The organism is Curtobacterium sp. GC_Cur_3 (assembly GCF_026544205.1).
Classification (GTDB): Bacteria; Actinomycetota; Actinomycetes; order Actinomycetales; family Microbacteriaceae; genus Curtobacterium.
Genome location: NZ_JALNUI010000011.1, coordinates 1 through 17,761, shown reverse-complemented (window position 1 = coordinate 17,761; position 17,761 = coordinate 1). Strand labels below are relative to the sequence as shown.

14 protein-coding genes are annotated in these 17,761 nt (G+C 71.0%); 4 read left to right on the top strand and 10 right to left on the bottom strand.

Annotation, left to right across the window (positions count from 1 at the left end):
* Positions 1-68: 68 nt before the first annotated feature.
* From OXR63_RS07440 to OXR63_RS07420, 5 genes are all read right to left on the bottom strand, one after another.
* The gene (locus OXR63_RS07440; RefSeq protein ID WP_267421494.1) at positions 69-1,442 is read right to left on the bottom strand and encodes an ABC transporter substrate-binding protein; all 1,374 of its coding nucleotides are present in this window, start codon (positions 1,440-1,442) and stop codon (positions 69-71) included.
* Between the two features lie 10 nt (positions 1,443-1,452).
* Positions 1,453-2,406: a carbohydrate ABC transporter permease gene (locus OXR63_RS07435; protein ID WP_194662450.1), complete on the bottom strand. Its 954-nt coding sequence runs from the start codon at positions 2,404-2,406 to the stop codon at positions 1,453-1,455.
* Between the two features lie 35 nt (positions 2,407-2,441).
* Positions 2,442-3,419, bottom strand: coding sequence for a carbohydrate ABC transporter permease (locus OXR63_RS07430; RefSeq protein WP_267421485.1), 978 nt, complete (start codon positions 3,417-3,419; stop codon positions 2,442-2,444).
* Positions 3,420-3,597: 178 nt separating this feature from the next.
* Positions 3,598-5,790, bottom strand: coding sequence for an alpha-galactosidase (locus tag OXR63_RS07425; RefSeq protein WP_267421484.1), 2,193 nt, complete (start codon positions 5,788-5,790; stop codon positions 3,598-3,600).
* A 53-nt stretch (positions 5,791-5,843) separates the two neighbouring features.
* Positions 5,844-6,827, bottom strand: coding sequence for a magnesium and cobalt transport protein CorA (locus tag OXR63_RS07420; protein WP_071269702.1), 984 nt, complete (start codon positions 6,825-6,827; stop codon positions 5,844-5,846).
* A gap of 251 nt (positions 6,828-7,078) precedes the next feature.
* On the opposite strand from OXR63_RS07420, the gene OXR63_RS07415 reads away from it, so the two are divergent.
* The gene (locus OXR63_RS07415; RefSeq protein ID WP_267421478.1) at positions 7,079-7,885 is read left to right on the top strand and encodes a tryptophan-rich sensory protein; all 807 of its coding nucleotides are present in this window, start codon (positions 7,079-7,081) and stop codon (positions 7,883-7,885) included.
* A 685-nt stretch (positions 7,886-8,570) separates the two neighbouring features.
* Here OXR63_RS07415 and ald read toward each other — a convergent pair.
* The 3 genes from ald to OXR63_RS07400 all read right to left on the bottom strand — a co-directional run bounded on the left by ald (position 8,571) and on the right by OXR63_RS07400 (position 11,855).
* Positions 8,571-9,671: an alanine dehydrogenase gene (gene ald / locus OXR63_RS07410; protein ID WP_267421475.1), complete on the bottom strand. Its 1,101-nt coding sequence runs from the start codon at positions 9,669-9,671 to the stop codon at positions 8,571-8,573.
* A 155-nt stretch (positions 9,672-9,826) separates the two neighbouring features.
* Complete coding sequence (locus OXR63_RS07405; RefSeq protein WP_276585183.1) at positions 9,827-10,852, bottom strand: AraC family transcriptional regulator; 1,026 nt, start codon at positions 10,850-10,852, stop codon at positions 9,827-9,829.
* Between the two features lie 61 nt (positions 10,853-10,913).
* Positions 10,914-11,855: a sugar-binding transcriptional regulator gene (locus tag OXR63_RS07400; protein ID WP_267421676.1), complete on the bottom strand. Its 942-nt coding sequence runs from the start codon at positions 11,853-11,855 to the stop codon at positions 10,914-10,916.
* A 250-nt stretch (positions 11,856-12,105) separates the two neighbouring features.
* Here OXR63_RS07400 and OXR63_RS07395 point away from each other — a divergent pair, with 250 nt between their 5' ends.
* Positions 12,106-13,848 carry a glycerol-3-phosphate dehydrogenase/oxidase gene (locus OXR63_RS07395; RefSeq protein ID WP_267421472.1) on the top strand — a complete coding sequence of 581 codons (1,743 nt, stop codon included), beginning with the start codon at positions 12,106-12,108 and terminating at the stop codon, positions 13,846-13,848.
* A 159-nt stretch (positions 13,849-14,007) separates the two neighbouring features.
* Here the strand turns inward: OXR63_RS07395 and OXR63_RS07390 are convergent, their stop codons facing one another.
* Positions 14,008-14,664 (bottom strand): histidine phosphatase family protein, encoded by a 657-nt coding sequence (locus OXR63_RS07390; protein WP_267421470.1) that lies wholly within the window; start codon positions 14,662-14,664, stop codon positions 14,008-14,010.
* 316 nt (positions 14,665-14,980) lie between these two features.
* On the opposite strand from OXR63_RS07390, the gene OXR63_RS07385 reads away from it, so the two are divergent.
* A complete protein-coding gene (locus OXR63_RS07385; protein WP_267421468.1) occupies positions 14,981-15,517 on the top strand; it encodes a DinB family protein in 537 nt (178 codons plus the stop codon).
* 53 nt (positions 15,518-15,570) lie between these two features.
* On the opposite strand, the gene OXR63_RS07380 is transcribed toward OXR63_RS07385, so the two are convergent.
* Positions 15,571-16,533, bottom strand: a complete 963-nt coding sequence (locus OXR63_RS07380) for a sugar-binding transcriptional regulator (RefSeq protein ID WP_267421466.1) — start codon at positions 16,531-16,533, stop codon at positions 15,571-15,573.
* 107 nt (positions 16,534-16,640) lie between these two features.
* On the opposite strand from OXR63_RS07380, the gene OXR63_RS07375 reads away from it, so the two are divergent.
* On the top strand, positions 16,641-17,761 hold a 1,121-nt coding region (locus OXR63_RS07375; RefSeq protein ID WP_267421464.1), incomplete at its 3' end, for a zinc-binding dehydrogenase.

Below are 17,761 nucleotides of genomic sequence, written 5' to 3'. Positions count from 1 at the left end.
CCGGACGGGAGGCTCGCCACCGGTCTGGTGGCGAGCCTCCCGTCCGGCCCTGGTCGCGACCCGCGGCACTACGTGAGCTGCAGGAGCGTGTTCACCTGGTCGTTCATCCCGGTCAGCGTGCTGACCGGCTTGCCGTTGGCGTAGATGTCGTCGAACGCGGGCTGCACCAGCGCCTGCACGTCCCCGGGGTTCCGCGTGACCGGGAACAGGAACGTGGTCTTGTCCTCGACCTGGTCGGTGAACGCCGACACGTCGAAGCCCTTCTCGCGGAACGCGGCGACGGCGGCCTCGGTGCCCTCCGGACGCGCCGGGAACACGATGCCGGCGCGGCCGACGATCTGCTGCGCGGTCGCTCCCCCGAGGAAGGCGACCCACTTCGCGGCGGCCTCCGGGTTCCTCGCCTGCTTCGTGATCGAGTCACCGAGCCCGTTGAACATCGAGGCGCGATGTCCGACGGGACCGATCGGCGTCGGTGCGATGCCGACCTCCATGTCCGGCAGGTTGCCGTACGCGCCGATCATCCACGAGCCGTTGAACGACAGCGCGACCTTCTTCGCACCGAGCTGCACGTCCGGACCGGTCGTCGTCGAGAAGACGCCGTACTTCGGCATGTACCCCTTGTCCGCCAGGCCGAAGTACCAGGAGATCGTCTTCTGGAACCCGGCGTCGTCGTACCGGAACCGGTTCCCCCACGGGTTGGCGTTCGTGTAGAACCAGTCGGTCGAGCCGGTGAACGGTGACCACTGCGTCTGGCCGAAGCCGTCACCGCCGCTGCCGTTCGAGCTCATCCCGTAGACGGCCACGTCGGTCTTGTCGAAGCCCGGCTCGTCCCCGCGGCGGCCCCTGCCGTCGATGGTGAGGTGGGCGAGCATCCGCTCGAACGTGCCGCCGTCGTCGGGGTTCCACTCCAGGGCGGCGAGCTGCTCCGGGGTGACACCGGCCTTCTGCATGACCGCCTCGTCGTAGAACATCGCGATGGTGTCCCAGTCCTTCGGGGACCCGTAGCGGTGCCCGTTCCGGCCCTTCCACAGCTCCGCGAGCCCGGACTGGTAGTCGGCGTCGCGGATGCCGGCGGTGGCCTCGAGCTCGTCGAGTTCGTACAGCACGTCGAGGTCGGCGTACTGCGGGAACTTCGTCAGGTGGTCGGTGAACACGTCGGGCGCGGTGCCGGCGATGAACCCGGCGGTGAGCTTCGTCCAGTAGTCGTTCCAGCCGAGCTGCGTGATCTTGATCCGGATGTCGGGGTTCTCGCGCTCGAAGGCCTTCGCGACGGCCTGGTACGCGGGCAGCTGGTTCGAGTCCCAGAGCCAGTACGACACGGTGCCGGTCGCGCCGCCCGTCGAGCTGGCCCGTCCCGGCGACGAGCACGCGGCGAGGGCACCGAGGGCCAGGGCGGAGGCGCCGCCGGCGAACAGGGCGCGGCGGGTGATGGAGTTCGTCATGGGAGCGTCCCTACTTGATGCCGGAGAAGCCGATGGAGTTGACGATGCGCTTGGCGAAGAGGCCGAACAGCACGATCATCGGGAGCGCCGCCACGAGCGTCGCGGCCATCAGGCCCGACCAGTCGGTGCCGGACTGCGGTGCCTGCGACTTGAAGACGCCGAGGGCCACGGTGAGCACGCGCGAACTGTCGGTGTACGACACCATGAGTGGCCAGAAGTAGTCGTTCCAGGCGGTGATGTACGTCAGCACGGCGAGCGTCGCGATCGGTGCCGAGGCCATCGGCAGGATGAGCCGGAAGAACACGCGGACCTTGCCGGCGCCGTCGATGAGCGCCGCCTCCTCGACCTCCTTCGAGATGCCGAGGAAGAACTGCCGCAGGAAGAACACCGCGAACGGGGTCATCAGCATCGACGGCAGTGAGATCCCGAGCAGCGTGTCGACGAGCCCGAGCGACTTGATGAGCGCGAAGTTCGGCAGCAGCGTGAAGATCGTCGGGACCATCAGGCCGGCGAGGAACACCCCGAAGACCTTGTCGCGTCCGGGCCAGCGGAGCCGGGCGAAGGCGTAGGCGGCAGCTGCCGAGAAGAACACCTGCCCGACGGTGATCATCGTGGCGGTCAGGACGGAGTTGAGCAGGTACTGCCAGAAGTTCAGCGTCGCGCCGGAGCCGCCCTGCGACAGCGCCTCCTTCGTCGTCTGCAGGCCGAAGACCCGCTCGAACCCGCCGAGGCTGAACCCGGTCGGCAGCAGCGAGGTCGGGTCGGCGGAGATCGCACCGTTCGACGACAGTGCCGTGCGGAGGATCCAGTAGAAGGGGAACAGGGTCACGACGATCACGGCGATCATCGCGATCCAGGCGGCGACGCGGCCGACGGACGGACGGGGACGGGCGGGCTTGCTGCCGGCGGTGGTGACGGCGCGGGTGGTGACGGGGTCGACCACGGGCGGGAGGGTGCTGGTCATCTTCGACTCGCTTTCGGTTCTGCTGCGTGGCCGCGTCAGTCCAGGTCGCTCTCGCCGGAACGCGAGAGTCGGTACTGGATGAACGTGATGACGCTGAGGACGATGAGGAGGGCCACCGAGACGGCGGACGCGTAGCCGAACTGGAACCGGCCGAAGGCCAGGTTGTAGATGTAGTTCTGCACGACGTTCGTGGCGTTCGCCGGACCACCCTGGGTGGTGACGGCGACGGTGTCGAACACCTGGAACGAGCCGATGATCGTGATGATGAGCACGAGCGACAGGATCGGGCGGAGCAGCGGGACCGTGATCCCCCAGAACATCTTCCACTCGCTCGCCCCGTCGATGCGGCCGGCCTCGTACACCTGCTCGGGCAGCGCCTGCAGGCCCGCGAAGATGAGCAGCGCCGTGTAGCCGACGTTCCGCCAGACGTTGATGAACGCGATCGTCGGGATGCCCCACACGTCGCTCTGCAGGAACGGGATCCGCCCGATGCCGAGCGCCGACAGCACCTCGTTGCCGATGCCGAGCTGCGTGTCGAGGATCCACAGCCAGATGAGCGCCGCGACCACGTTCGACACCAGGTACGGCGCCAGGACGATCCCGCGGACGAACGTCGACTTCGTGAGCCGGTGCATCATCACGGCGATGAACAGCGCGAGGACCGTCTGGAACCCGATGTTCAGCAGGACGTACTCGACCGTGACGAGCATCGAGTGCCAGAAGATCGAGTCCTGCACGAGCCGCTCGTAGTTCTGCAGGCCCGTGAACACCGGCGGCGTGAGCAGGTTGTACGACGTGAAGGACAGGTAGATCCCGCGGACGGTCGGCCACAGCAGGAACAGCGCGAACCCGATCGCCGCCGGGGCGATGAACACGAGCGCGAGCCGCAGGTCGTTCGGCGGGCGACGTCGCCGCGGCGCCGGGATCCCAGAGCCGGCACGCGCCTCCACCGGGCGGCTGGGCCGGTCAGCGGTCACCGTCAGGGGTGAGGGCAGTGGTGTTTCGGTGGCCATCGTGACTCCTTCGTCGCGTCGGTTCCGTCCGGCAACGCTGCCGGTCGGGTTTAGTGTCGCTGCAAAAGAAACGGCTTGTCAAGACATCAGTCGGGACTGCTCGAGTCGCGTCCCCCGACGACGGACGGGAGGCTCGGTGCCAGCTGGCCACGAGCCTCCCGTCCGTCCCGTGGTGGCGTCAGATCGCGGTGAGGCGGAACGGCACCACGCGCTCGGCGTACGTCGACGGGGCCTCGAGGCCCACCGTCTCGAGGACGCGGCCGGAGAAGACCCGCTCCCCCGACCACCAGACCGGCTCGCGCACGCCGTCGCTCCCGCTGCCGATGAGCACCGGGTCCACGCGGTAGCGCGTCTCGGGGTCGAGGTCGCGGAAGGTGATGCGTCCGCGCAGGCTGACCTCGGGAGCCGCGAGGGAGGCCAGGAAGAACATCGCCTCGCGCCGGTCGGACGACACCGCGCCGTACACGGCGAGCGTCTCGTCGACCTGGTCCACCCGGACCACGTCCCCGCTGTGCAGGAGCCCGCGGACGTCCTTGTACAGGGCGATCCACTCGGCGAGGTCGCGCTCCTCGGCCTCCGTCGCAGTGGCCAGGTCCCACTCGATGCCGAGGTGCCCGAACAGGGCCGTGCCCGCGCGGAAGGACAGGTCGTGCCAGCGCCCGGTCGTGTGGTTCACCCCGCTGGCGATGTGCGAGCCGAGCATCTCCGGCGGCAGCAGCTGCATGGTCCAGCGGTTCATCTGCTGGCGCTCGAGCGGGTCGATGCAGTCCGACACCCACACGCGGTCGGTGTGCTCGATGACGCCGAGGTCGACGCGGGAGCCACCGGAGGAGCACGACTCGATCTCGAACCCGGGGAAGCGGTCCTTGAGCGCCGCCATCAGCCGGTAGGCCGCCAGGGTCTGCTCGTGCACGGCCGCGCCGCCGTCCCGGTGCCCGGCCTCGACCAGGTCGCGGTTGTGGTCCCACTTGACGTAGTCGATCCGGTACTCGTCGATGATCGCGACCATGCGGTCGAGGACGTACTCGTACGCCTCCGGGATCGCGAGGTTCAGGACCTGCTGGTGGCGGGAGCGGACCGGCAGGCGCCCGTCGGCCTGCATGACCCAGTCCGGGTGCGCCCGCGCCAGGTCGCTGTCCTCGTTCACCATCTCCGGCTCGAACCACAGCCCGAACTGCATGCCGGCGGCTCGGACGTGGTCGACGAGCGGGCCGAGGCCGTCGGGCCACACCGTCTCGTCGACGAACCAGTCGCCGAGGCCCGCGAAGTCGTTGCGGCGGTGGCGGAACCAGCCGTCGTCGAGGACGAAGCGCTCCACGCCGAGGCGGGCGGACCGGTCGGCGAGGTCCTTCAGGCGGTCCAGGTCGTGATCGAAGTAGACGGCCTCCCAGACGTTGATCGTCATCGGGCGGACGCTCGTCGGGTGCTGCGGGCGGCTGCGCAGGTGCCGGTGGAACCGGCGCGCCTGCTCGTCGAGGCCGGTGGCGTACGCGCCGTAGAGCCACGGCCCCTCGTACGACTCCCCGGTGCCGAGCCGGATCTCGCCGGGCAGCAGGAGCTCCCCGCCACCGAGGACCTGGCGGCCGTTGAACAGGCGTTCGGCGTGGTGGCGGTGGTTGCCGCTCCACGCGGTGTGGACGCCCCAGACCTCACCGTGCGCGAAGCCGAAGCCCGGCACGCCGACGCTCAGGACGGTGGCGGCGTCGGCGCCCGTCCGGCCCTTGCGCCCCTCGCGCTCGTGGATGCCGACGACGAGTTCGCGGCGCTGCGGGACGCGCTCCTTGCCCCAGCGTCCGGCGAAGTCGAGGATCTCCCGCGCGCGGGTCGGGATCGGCAGGGCGACGGTGAGCTCGTCGACCGTGTAGGTCCCCGCGCCGGTGTTCGTGACGGCGGCGCGGGTGCGGACCAGGCCGGCGGGGAGCAGCTCGATCTCGAGTCGGACGGCGAGCTGGGCGGTGTCGTCGGTGGCCTCGACGACGAGGCGGGCGGCTCCGGTGTCGACGAGGACGGGGGTCGCTTCCGTCTCGTCCGGCCCAGGTGCGGTTTCGTGGGCTTCACCGATGACGTCGAGGCTCGTCACGATGAAACGGGGCGACCAGTCGTGCCCGTCGCGGTGTCCGGACAGACCGGGCTTGCCCGACCACCCGGCGTGCGGCTCGGGCAGCACGGCCAGGCGGATCGGCTCGTCGATCGCGTTCGAGACGATCGGTTCGAGCCCGGCCTCGACGAGCGCGAGCAGGTCGTCGGTGGACTGCGCGCCCAGCGCTGCGCCCCAGTGCACGACGGACGGCAACCGACCCCGCGTGCAGTCGAGGACCAGGGAGACCCCGGCGGTGGACAGGTGGACGAGGGCGTGCGGGAGGTGCGTCATCGGAACTCCTGGGTCTTTTCTTCCGCCGTGCAACTAAGTACGCGGCCAGTATGTCAGAACCAGCGCTTGACCTTGAAGACGACGAACAGCGCCGCGGCGAAGACGACCATCGCGAGGACCGCCAGCGGGTACCCCCACGTCCACGTGAGTTCGGGCATGTGGGTGAAGTTCATGCCGTAGATCGCGGCGATGAGCGTCGGTGCGAACAGGATCGCCGCCCAGCCGGAGATCTTCTTCGTGTCGTCGTTCTGCTTCTGCGCCGCCAGGGTCGCGTCGACCGTCAGGGCGTTCTGCAGCAGCTGGCGGAAGGTGTCCACCCGCTCCACCGTGCGGATCGCGTGGTCGAGCACGTCCCGGTAGCGCCGCTGCATCTCCACGGGCAGGTGGTACTTCTCGGCGCCGCGGTGGATGTTCTCGATCATGTGGATGAGCGGCCGTGCTGCCCGCTGGAAGTCGACGACCTCGCCGAACAGCTCGTAGATGCGACGGGACACCCCGGGGACACCGGCGAAGAGCTGGTCCTCGATCTGGTTGATGTCCTCCTCGAGCCCCTCGGTGACCGGTCGGTAGTCGTCGACGATCGTGTCCATGAGCGCCCAGAGCTGCGCCTGCGAGCCCGCCGTCACCAGGCCCGGCTTGCCGCTCATCCGCTGCAGGGCCCGCGGGACGACGTTCCGACCGCGCGGGTCGGCCTGCACGACGGCGAGGAAGAAGTCGTCGCCGACGAAGGCGTGCACCTCGCCGAACTCGACCTCCTCGCGGCGGTCGTTGTACAGCGCCGGCTTGAGGACCGCGAACAGCGTCGACCCGTAGCGCTCGAGCTTCGGCCGCTGGTGCCCCTCGGCGGAGTCCTCGACGGCGAGCTCGTGCAGCCCCAGGGCGACGGCGACGTCCCCGAGCTCGACCGGATCGGGCTGGTACAGGACGATGCACACGGTGGCCCCCTGCTCCCGCATCATCCGGAAGCTGTCGTCGAGTGAGGGACTCGCGATCGGGGCGATGCGGTCGATGTACACGGTGTTGAGCTCGACGGTCACGTGCCCAACCTACGCACCCGCGGCGGGTGCTCCCGCGCTCAGGCGGTCGGATCGCGCGTCGAGAGGGTGAACGTCCGACCAGCAACGCACGTTCGCGCTTCCCCGAGCACCCGATGTGGGTGGGAACGGACGTGGCGGACGTGTGCCGAGCCTCCCGGCCGTCCCCTGCTGTCTGGACGTCGGCTGCGCGTCGGAGCCGACCACGGGCCTAGCGTGCAGGTCGACAGCATGCTGACGAAAGGGAAGACGCCATGCGATGGTTCCGGAAGATCGTGATCGCGGCCAGTGCCGTCATCGCCGTGGTCGGCTCGTTCATCGGGTCGGGCGCCGCCGGTGGCACGCCGATCCAGGACGCGGCCGGTGGGGCGCTGTCGGCGTCCTCGACCGCCATCGCCCCCGGTGGGCCGGCCTTCGGCATCTGGAGCGTCATCTACGTCGGGCTCATCGCGTTCGCGGTGTGGCAGTTCCTGCCCCGCCGTGCCGACCAGGCCCGCCACGGCCGGCTCGCCGTGCCCGCGACGCTGTCCCTGCTGCTCAACGCGGCGTGGATCCTGTCCGTGCAGTTCGGGTTCCTCTGGGCGAGCGAGCCGATCATCGTCGCGCTGCTCGGGGTGCTCGTCTGGGCGTTCGTGGTCCTGCGGCGCACGAAGCCGTCCGGCATCGTCGAGGCGGTCATCACCGACGGCACGTTCGGCCTCTACCTCGGGTGGGTGTGCGTGGCGACGGCGGCGAACACGGCCGCGGTGCTGACGGCGGCGGGCTTCCGCGGCTTCGGGCTGGGCCAGGACGTCTGGGGCGTCGGCGTGGCAGCGGTCGCCGGGCTCGTCGGGGTCCTCGTGGCGATCGGCGGCCGAGGCCGGCTCTCCCCGGTCGTCTCCCTCGGCTGGGGTCTGGCGTGGGTCGCGGTCGCACGGCTCGACGGGCCCCTCGTCTCCGTGCCGACGGCCGTCGCGGCGATCGTGGCCGCGGCAGCCGCGGTGGTCGTCACCCTCGTGGTGCGGGCCCGCGCGGGCTGGTCCGCCGCGCGCTCGAGCAGCGCCGCCGCCGGCGCGAGCTGACGTCGGCGCGGGCTGGTTGCTTGCGCGCCCGCCCGCGTGCGGCCGGCCGCGTGCGCCTGCCCGCGCGCCCGAGTCTCGGCCCCGCGGACACTCCGCGGGGCCTTCGGCGCGCAGGGTGTCCGGCTGAGCGAGACTCGGCAGCGCACCGCCCGCTCGCGCACCCGCACGCACTCGGCGAAAGCGACACCGAGCGTGCGGAAGCGCCGCGCACTCCCCCGGCCCATGTCGCTCGGTGCGCGCGCATGGAGCCGCCCGCGACGAAAGCGACACCGGGCGTGCGGAAGCGCCGCGCGATCGCACCGACGGTGTCGCTTCCGCCGGCCCGCCGTGCCTCCGCAGCCGGCCGTCCTACGCCCCCGAGACTCGGCGCCGCGGACACTCTGCGCGGCGTTCGGCGCGCAGAGTGTCCGGCTGAGCGAGACTCGGCAGCGCACCGCCCGCTCGCGCACCCGTACGCACCCGGCGGAAGCGACACCGGGCGTGCGGAAGCGCCGCGCGATCGCACCGACGGTGTCGCTTCCGCCGGGCCGCCGTGCCTCCGCAGCCGGCCGTCCTGCGCACCCGAGACTCGGCGACGCGGACATCCTGCGCGGCGTTCGGCGCGCAGGATGTCCGGCTGAGCGAGACTCGGCAGCGCACCAGCCGGCGCAGCCGCCCGCCGGCGCGCGGCTAGCGCGCGCAGCGGCTAGCGCGCGGACGCGACCAGGCCGTGCGCGGCAGCGACGGCCTCGTTCGTGACGCGGCCGTCGTGCACGTTGAGCCCGCGGGCGAGGGCCGCGTCGGACTCCATCGCCGCCGCCCACCCCTGGTCGGCGATCGCGAGGGCGTAGGGCAGCGTCGCGTTCGTCAGCGCGATCGTCGAGGTGCGCGGGACGGCTCCGGGCATGTTCGCCACGCAGTAGTACACGGTGTCGTGCACGGCGAAGGTGGGGTCGTCGTGCGTGGTCGGCCGCGAGCCCTCGAAGCACCCGCCCTGGTCGATCGCGATGTCGACGAGCACCGAACCCGGACGCATGTCGGCGACCATCGCGTCGGTGACGAGCTTCGGCGCCGAGGCACCGGGGATGAGCACGGACCCGATCACCAGGTCGGCCTCACGCAACGCCGACGCGATCGCGTGGGACGAGGACCGCAGCGTCGTGATGCGGCCGTCGAACCGGGCGTCGAGGGCCCGAAGCCGCGGCAGGCTGATGTCGAACACGGTGACCTCTGCGCCGAGCCCGAGTGCCATCGCCGCAGCGTGCTCGCCGGCGACACCGCCACCGATGACCACGACGCGGCCCTTCGGCGTGCCGGGGACCCCGCCGAGCAGCAGCCCGCGGCCGCCGTTCGCGCGCAGGAGGTGGTTCGCGCCGACCTGGGCGGACAGCCGCCCGGCGATCTCCGACATCGGGGACAGTAGCGGCAGCGACCGGTCGGGCAGCTGCACGGTCTCGTACGCGATGGCAGTCGCGCCGGAGTCCGTCAGGGCGGTGGTCAGCGCACGGTCGGCGGCGAGGTGCAGGTAGGTGAAGAGCACCTGGCCGGGGCGGATCGCGTCGTACTCGGACGCGACCGGCTCCTTCACCTTGAGGACGAGCTCGGCGTCCGCCCAGACCTCCGCCGCGCTCGGCACGATCGTGGCCCCCGCAGCGACGTACTCGGCGTCGGGGAAGGACGAGCCGTCGCCGGCACCGGCCTGCACGAGCACCTGGTGTCCGTGGGTGGTGAGCTCACCGACACCCGCCGGGGTGGCGGCGACGCGGAACTCGTTGTTCTTGATCTCGGTGGGGACGCCGATGCGCATGGCGGACTCCTTCGTGGGCGGTGCGCGGGGTGTCCGCGCTGACCCGACCATCCAGCCACTCACGTGTGTCCGGCGTGTGTCAGCCGAACATCTGGATGATCCTGGGCCGATCCGTGCAGCACGATTCGGTCAGCGCCGGGAGATCGTCGGTGCGGTCAGCCCCTGCTGCGGAGGGACTCGCTCGGCAGTTCACCGAAGCGGACGCGGTACGCGGCGGAGAACCGACCGAGGTGCCCGAAGCCCCACGCCCGCGCGATCTCGGCGACCGAGACCTCGTCACGGTCGGCACGTCGGAGTTCCGCGTGGGCGCCGTCGAGCCGCACCTGCCGCAGCAGTTCCCCCGGCGTCTGGTCGAGATGCCGACGCAGGGACTGCTGCAGCCCCCGCGGGCTGAGGCCGGCCGCCGACGCGATCTCCGGCGTGCCGATGGCCTCTGCTGCGTGGGCGTGCACGAACTCGAGCGCACGCCGGAGCCGCTCGTGCTCCGGCCCGGTGCCGTCCACCGACGCCCGCCAGACCTCGCGCCGGGGGAAGGCACTCAGCGCCGCGCGGGCGAAGGACTCGGCGATGTCGCGGCGTGCGACGGTGCTGAGATCGGTGCCGCGGTCGAGCCAGGTCGACGAGTTGCGACGGACGACGTCCTGCCACACGCGGACGCCTTCGGTCGACGGCCGCTGCAGGGGCTCGAACGCGAAGTCCGGGTCGCCGGTGAGGGCCGACACGAACCGGCGGTCGAGCTGGACGATGTTCATGGCGATGTCGCGGTGGTGCATCTCCCACGTGTCACCGATCGGCAGCACGACCGGCACGCCCGGCTGGAGTTCGACGTGCTCGCCACGGTGCGAGAACGACGTGGAGCCGGACCGCAGCCAGACCACGTGGAACTCGTCGTCGGTGCGGCACTCGCCGCGGAAGTCGACGGCGGCACGGGCGGTCCGCAGGGACATCCGCTCGTCGCCGACGCCGGAGAAGTCCCACGGCGTGTGCCGCGAGGTGCGGCGGACGACCGGCGAGCGGAGGTCGTAGCCCTCGGAGAAGAAGGCGACCGCGTGGTCGATGTCGGTGCCCTTGATCCGACGGAACCAGCGCGCGCCCGGGCGCTCCGGACCACCGGCCACCGGCGACGTGGAAGGGGTGCCGAGCGTCGTGGTCGACGGCCGGGTTTCCGTGGAGAGCACCATGGTCGAGAACGTATCGACGGCCACCGACAAACGAGCACCCGGACCGCCCGCACCACCAGCGTCAGTTCTGCAGGATCGCCTGCCCGATGCTCTCGTCGAGGATCAGGTCCGTCACGAGCCCGGCTGCCAGCGCCCCGCGGAGCGACGCCGCCTTGCCCCGCCCGGCGACCACGCAGATCCGCCGCGGCGCCCGCTTGATGATGTCCAGGTCGGGGCCACCGGCGCGGGCGTTCAGCCCGATGTCCCGCCACGACCCGTCCGCGCGGTAGAACACCGTCGACACGTCGCCGACGACGCCGGCGCGGGCGAGCTCCTCGCGGTCGGCGGGGTCGAGGTACCCGCCGGAGTACACGTGCGAGGGAACCGGAGCCTGCGGCGCACCGACCCCGAACACCACGACGTCCATCCGCTCGTGCAGGTCCAGCACGCGGCGGATCGACCGCTCGCGGAACAGGGCCTCCTTCGTCGCGGGGTCGTCGAAGAACGCGGGCACGGGGAACTGCTGGACGAGGGCGCCGTACGCCTCGCCGAACCGCCGGAGGATCTCGGACGCGTAGACGATGCCGGTCGTGCGGGTGTTCGCGGCGCCGTTCACCTGCACGACCGTCGACCCGTGGGTGGTCTTCGGCACGAGGAACCGGCTGACGGCACTCACCGTCGAGCCCCACGACAGGCCGATCACCATGTTCGACTCGATGTACTGCGTCAGGATCCGCGCCGCCGACAGCGCGACCCGCTCCAGGCGGTCGACGTCGCTCGTGTGGTCCGGCACCGGCACCACGTGCGCGTGCACCCCGAACCGTGCGCGGATGTTCCGGCTGAGCGCCGCGGCCTGGTCCAGGGGCGACCGGATCTGGATGTCGACGAGCCCGGTGTCCCTGGCGTGCTTGAGCAGCCGGGAGACCGACGACCGGGACGTGCCGAGCTCGTCGGCGATGGCGTCCATCGTCAGGTCCTGCAGGTAGTACAGGTGTGCGGCGCGCAGCGCCTGCTGCGTCCGCATCGGCTGCGCTGCATCGCTCACCAGGTCCACCCTGCAAGGGAACTCGCGGGACCTGCGCTCGTGTTCATGGAGCCAACCATGCACGGACGTGCACGGCCTCTGCAACCTCGGTCGAGCCTCCAGTCCGTGTCGCGGGACGTGCCCACAGACGTGCTGCACGTTCGTGCACGCAAGTTGCCACGACTTCTCAGCGGGCGCACGATCGATGGAGACCCACCAGAACCGACCCCAGAAAGCGACGCGTACGCACATGTCGAAGACGACGCAGCCCCGACGCACGGTGACCGACCTCACCGAGCGCCCGAACGCACAGGTCCTCATCGTGGGTGGCGGCATCAACGGCATCGCCACCTTCCGCGACCTCGCCCTGCAGGGCGTCGACGTCGCGCTCGTCGAGCGCGGCGACTACGCATCCGGCGCCTCTGCGGCGTCGAGCCACATGATCCACGGCGGCATCCGCTACCTCGAGAACGGCGAGTTCCGCCTCGTCCGCGAGAGCGTGCAGGAGCGCAACGGCCTGATCCGCATCGCCCCGCACTACGTCAAGCCGCTGCAGACGACGATGCCGATCTTCTCGACGTTCTCCGGCATCATGAACGCCCCGCTCCGCATGCTGACGCACAAGCAGCGCTCCACGAAGGAGCGCGGCGCGATGCTCATCAAGATCGGCATGACGATCTACGACTCCTTCTCCCGCGACGGCGGCTCGGTCCCCAAGCACGTCTTCCGCACGAAGAAGGCGGCGCTGGCGGACATGCCCGCGCTCAACAAGGACCTGAAGTACACGGGCACCTACTACGACGCATCGGTGCACGAGCCGGAGCGTCTGGCGCTCGACGTCCTCAAGGACGGCCTGGCCGCCGGCACCGGGACCGGCTCCGCCGCGACCGCCCGTGCGACCAACTACGTCGAGGCCGCTGGCACCCGCGACGGCGGCGTCCTGCTCCGCGACCGCGAGACCGGCGAGGAGTTCGCCTTCCAGGCGGACGTCGTGATCAACGCCTCCGGGCCGTGGACCGACCTCACGAACCAGGCGTTCGGCGGCGAGACGAAGTTCATGGGCGGCACCAAGGGCTCGCACATCGTCGTGCACAACGACGAGCTCCTCGAGGCCACCAAGGGCCGCGAGCTGTTCTTCGAGAACGACGACGGACGCATCGTCCTGATCTACCCGCTCAAGGGCCGGGTCCTCATCGGCACCACCGACATCGACGCCGACCCGTCGAAGCCGGTCGTGACCACCGACGAGGAGATCGACTACTTCTTCGGGCTCGTGAAGCACGTGTTCCCGCAGATCGACGTCACCCGCGACCACATCGTCTACAGCTACTCCGGCATCCGGCCGCTCCCCCGTCACGAGGACACCGCCCCCGGCTTCGTCTCCCGCGACTACCGCATCGTGGACACCACGATCCCGGGGCTCGGGAAGACGACCGTGCTGTCGCTCGTCGGCGGCAAGTGGACCACCTTCCGCGCCCTCGCCGCGCACCTGTCGACCGAGGCCACGCAGAAGCTCGGCATGGCCCGCAAGGTCGACACGACCGGCATGCCGATCGGCGGTGGCAAGGAGTTTCCGATCACGGACGCCCAGCGCGCCCTGTGGATCAAGTCGCACCGTGACGGCCTGGACGCCGAGCTCGTCGAGGGGCTGCTGCAGCGCTACGGCACCCGTGCCGCGGAGGTCGTGGACGTCCTCACCGACGGCCCCGTCGAGCCGCTCGAGTCCGACGCCGGGCTCACCCGCGCCGAGGTCGCCTACTTCGCCCAGCACGAGCACGCCGTGCACCTGATCGACGTGGTGCTGCGTCGCACGAACCTCGCGTTCGTCGGCGGCGTCACGATCGACCTGCTCGACGAGCTGGCCGACGTCCTCGCCGGTGTCCTCGGCTGGGACGCCGAGCAGCGCGCGGACGAGGTCCAGCACACGCTCGACGTCCTGCGCGAGTCGCACGGCGTGGTCGTGCCGCTGACCGCGTCGGCGGCGCACGCCTGATCACGGCCCCCTGACGGACGGGAGGCCCGGTACCAGCTGGTACCGGGCCTCCTGCGCGCGCTCCGCTCGGAGCGACGCGCCAGCGGCGCGCGGCGCCAGCGCCGACCGAGCCTGCGAGGTCGGTTGACGGGATCTCGCGTCGCGAACGCTCGCCGCTGGCTAGAACTGCTCGCCGGTCGGGTCCTGCGCGGTCCGGTCGATGAGGTCATCGCCGCCGAGCGGTTCCCCCTCCCAGTCGACCAGGCGCCAGCCGTCGGCCGTGGAGCCCTCGAGCTCGACGACGCCGGTGTTCTCCAGGTGCCGCCGCGAGCCGAGGTCGTTCGGTACGTTCTGCGCCGTCGTCGCGGCCCAGATCCGGATCGCGGCCCCGTGGCTGAACACGGCGACGACGTCCGCGCCGCTCGCCTCGACCTGCGCGATCGCGTCGTCGTAGCGGTCGAAGAAGTCCTCGCCGGTCTCGGCGCCGGCCATCCGGGCCTCGCGCTCCCCGGACGCCCAGGCGTAGCACGTGGCGAGGTAGCGCTGCACGGAGGTCTGGTCGCGCTTGCCCTGCAGGTCGCCGGCCTCGATCTCGCGGAGGCCCGGCAGCACCCCGGGCTCGAGGCCGAGCGCCTCCGCCAACGGCGCCGCGGTCAGCTGCGTCCGGAGCATCGACGACACGAAGACCCGCTCGATGCCGCGCTGGGCGAGGGCTGCCGGCAGCGCCTCGGCCTGCTGCTGCCCGAGCTCGGTGAGTCCGGGGCCTGGGACCTCGGCGTCGAGGACGCCGGTCACGTTGGCGGGGGTCTGGCCGTGTCGGATCAGCAGCAGTCGCATGCAGCCACCCTACGGAGGCGCGTGTGTCGGTGCCGCCCGGCCACCCGGACGCGCCCCCACCGGCCGCCCCCGCCCACGCTCCCGCCCCCTCCCGACTCGGAACGACAACATCGCTGTCGTACGACTTCGATGTTGTCGCAGGCACGGCAGGCCCGAGCCCGGCGCGACAAAGTCGACGTCGTACGACCTCGACGTTGTCGCGGACACGTGCGGCCCGAGCGCGGCGCGACAAGGTCGACGTCGAACGACAACGACGATGTCGCACGAGTCGAGCCGCCCGGACGCGCCCCCACCGGCCGCCCCCTACGATCGGGCCATGGCGATCGAACCCGACACGAAGAACTGGACCTGGGTCATCGAGACCCCGTGCGACGACTGCGGCTACGACGGCAGCGCGACGACGATCCGCGACGTGCCCGGCATCATCGAGGCGAACGCCACCGGCTGGCCAGGCGCACTGCTCCGCGAGGACGCCCGCCAGCGCCCGGACGAGGACACCTGGTCCACGCTCGAGTACGGCGCCCACGTGCGCGACGTCCACGCGAAGATGACCGAGCGGCTCACGCTCATGCTCACCGAGGACGCGCCGACCTTCCCGAACTGGGACCAGGACGCCACCGCGCTCGAGGACCGCTACGCCGAACAGGACCCGGCCACCGTCGCCCGCGAGCTCGGCGCTGCCGCCCACCGTGCCGCCAAGGCCTTCGACGAGGTCCGCGATGACCAGCTCGAGCGCACCGGGCTCCGCTCGGACGGCAGCACCTTCACGGTCGCGACGCTCGCGGTGTACTACGCCCACGACCCGGTGCACCACCTCTGGGACGTCCGTCGGACCCACACCGACCAGATGTAGGCCGGAGCGCCGACCGAGTGCAGGCCAGCGCGCCGCCGCGTCGAGCCGCCGCGTCAGGCCAGCGCGTCGAGCAGGGCCCGCGCGGTCGCCGCGTCGGAGACCAGTTCGTTGACGAGCCCCCCGCGGACGGCACCGATGATGCTCGGCACCTTGGCCTCGCCCACGGCCACGCCCACCGCGTGCGGGACCGCCGCCAGCACCTCCCGCGAGGTCCGCACCATCCGGTCGCTCCCCGGGAACTCGATCGGGGACCCGTCGGGCGCGTAGAAGTTCAGGCAGACGTCGCCGGCGGCCAGGTCGAAGGCCCTGTCCTCCACCGGGATGCCCCGCGCCAGGGCGTCCCGCGTCGGGGTCGGCGCACCGATGCCGAGCACGGCGCCCTTCGCCCGACCCCACAGGCCGATGACGTGCTGGAACGCGGGGTCCTCGTCGAGGGAGGCACGCATCGCCTCGGACGGGAGCGCCTGCGCGAAGAGGAACGCCGGGATCGCGCCCGAGTGCTCCGCGGCCGTCCTGGTGATCTCGTTCGTCTGGAACCACGGCATCGGGTCCGCCTGACCGCCGACGGTCGGGACGAGCTGCACGCCCGGCAGCTGCGGCATCCCGCCGCGGGCGACGTCGTACACCGTCCTGCCCGAGGACATCAGCACCGCGTCACCGGGCACCAGCGCCATGTCGTCCAGTGCGGCGGCGAGCGGCACGGCGAGGTCCGCACCGAGCGTCGTGGTGTGGGTCACCGCGGCGAGGTGCACCGCGTGCAGACCGAGCACGACCTGCAGGCGTTCGGCCAGTGCGACGGTCTCGTCCTGGAACGGGTCGACGACCTCGATGCGCACGAGTCCGGCGCGGCGGGCCTCGGCGACGAGCCGGGACACCGTCGGGCGGGAGACCCCGAGCCGAGCGGCGATCTCGACCTGGGTGGCGTCCTCGAGGTAGTACATGCGCGCGGCCTGGTAGACGGTGTCGAGCGGGAAGCGACTGCGCGCGGAGTCCGGTGCGGGCATCTCGTCGGACATGCTGCGATCGTAACGCCCTCTCCGTTCAGAAATTGTGTTCTGTACATTTGTTCTGTGCGGTGTACAGTCGTGGTCGAACCACTGCTGACCAACGGAGGACACAGCGCATGTCGACGACGACGGACACCACCACCCCGACGGACACCACCACGGCGGAGATCCCTGCGACGATGCGGGCGGTCGTCGTGCACGGCCCCGGCGACTACCGCCTCGAGACCCGACCCGTCCCCACCCCGGGACCCGGGGAACTGCTGCTCCGCACCGACGCCGTCGGGATCTGCGCCTCGGACCTGAAGTGCTACCACGGCGCCGCGAAGTTCTGGGGGGACGAGAACCGTCCGGCATGGGCCGAGACGAACCGGATCCCCGGACACGAGTTCGTCGGCACCGTCATCGCCGGCGACGACACCACCCTCACGAAGCGGAAACTCAGCCTCGGGGACCGGATCGCGTGCGAGCAGATCGTGCCCTGCTGGGAATGCCGCTACTGCCTCGAAGGCGCCTACTGGATGTGCGCCGTGCACGACATGTTCGGCTTCAAGGGCTACGACGGCGCCATGGCCGAGTACGTCCTCGTCCCCGCCAAGGCCCTCACCCACCCCGTCTCCACCGACCTCCCCGGACAGGTCGCCGCGTTCGCCGAGCCCCTCTCCTGCGCCTTCCACGCCGTCGAACGCGCCGAGATCAAATTCAACGACACCGTCGTCATCGCCGGCGCCGGACCCATCGGCCTCTCCGCCATCGCCGGAGCCCGCCAGAAGAACCCCCTGCGGATCATCGCCCTCGACGTCCTCGACACCAAACTCGACCTCGCGAAGGCCGTCGGCGCCGACCTCACCATCAACATCGCCACCGAAGACGCCGTCCAGATCATCAAGGACCTCACCGACGGGTACGGCGCCGACGTCTACATCGAAGCCACCGGCCACCCCTCCGCCGTCCCCCAGGGCCTGAACCTGCTCCGCAAACTCGGCACGTTCGTGGAGTACTCCGTCTTCAAGGACGCCGTCTCCGTCGACTGGTCCATCATCAGCGACGACAAGGAACTCGACATCCGCGGCGCCCACCTCGGCCCCCACACCTGGCCCGCCGCCATCAAGCTCCTCGAAGCCCAGACCCTCCCCATGGACCGGATCTGCACCCACCAGTTCCCCCTCGAAGCCTTCCAAGAAGCCCTCGACCTCGTCGGCGACTCCGCCGGCGCCTCCGTCAAGGTCTCCATCATCCC

What these genes read in the sequence shown, in the direction of transcription:
- OXR63_RS07440 (WP_267421494.1), bottom strand. Translation starts at nt 1,442, where the DNA reads ATGACGAACTCCATCACCCGCCGCGCCCTGTTCGCCGGCGGCGCCTCC.
- OXR63_RS07435 (WP_194662450.1), bottom strand. Translation starts at nt 2,406, where the DNA reads ATGACCAGCACCCTCCCGCCCGTGGTCGACCCCGTCACCACCCGCGCC.
- OXR63_RS07430 (WP_267421485.1), bottom strand. Translation starts at nt 3,419, where the DNA reads ATGGCCACCGAAACACCACTGCCCTCACCCCTGACGGTGACCGCTGAC.
- OXR63_RS07425 (WP_267421484.1), bottom strand. Translation starts at nt 5,790, where the DNA reads ATGACGCACCTCCCGCACGCCCTCGTCCACCTGTCCACCGCCGGGGTC.
- OXR63_RS07415 (WP_267421478.1), top strand. Translation starts at nt 7,079, where the DNA reads ATGCGATGGTTCCGGAAGATCGTGATCGCGGCCAGTGCCGTCATCGCC.
- ald (WP_267421475.1), bottom strand. Translation starts at nt 9,671, where the DNA reads ATGCGCATCGGCGTCCCCACCGAGATCAAGAACAACGAGTTCCGCGTC.
- OXR63_RS07405 (WP_276585183.1), bottom strand. Translation starts at nt 10,852, where the DNA reads ATGGTGCTCTCCACGGAAACCCGGCCGTCGACCACGACGCTCGGCACC.
- OXR63_RS07400 (WP_267421676.1), bottom strand. Translation starts at nt 11,855, where the DNA reads ATGCGGACGCAGCAGGCGCTGCGCGCCGCACACCTGTACTACCTGCAG.
- OXR63_RS07395 (WP_267421472.1), top strand. Translation starts at nt 12,106, where the DNA reads ATGTCGAAGACGACGCAGCCCCGACGCACGGTGACCGACCTCACCGAG.
- OXR63_RS07390 (WP_267421470.1), bottom strand. Translation starts at nt 14,664, where the DNA reads ATGCGACTGCTGCTGATCCGACACGGCCAGACCCCCGCCAACGTGACC.
- OXR63_RS07385 (WP_267421468.1), top strand. Translation starts at nt 14,981, where the DNA reads ATGGCGATCGAACCCGACACGAAGAACTGGACCTGGGTCATCGAGACC.
- OXR63_RS07380 (WP_267421466.1), bottom strand. Translation starts at nt 16,533, where the DNA reads ATGTCCGACGAGATGCCCGCACCGGACTCCGCGCGCAGTCGCTTCCCG.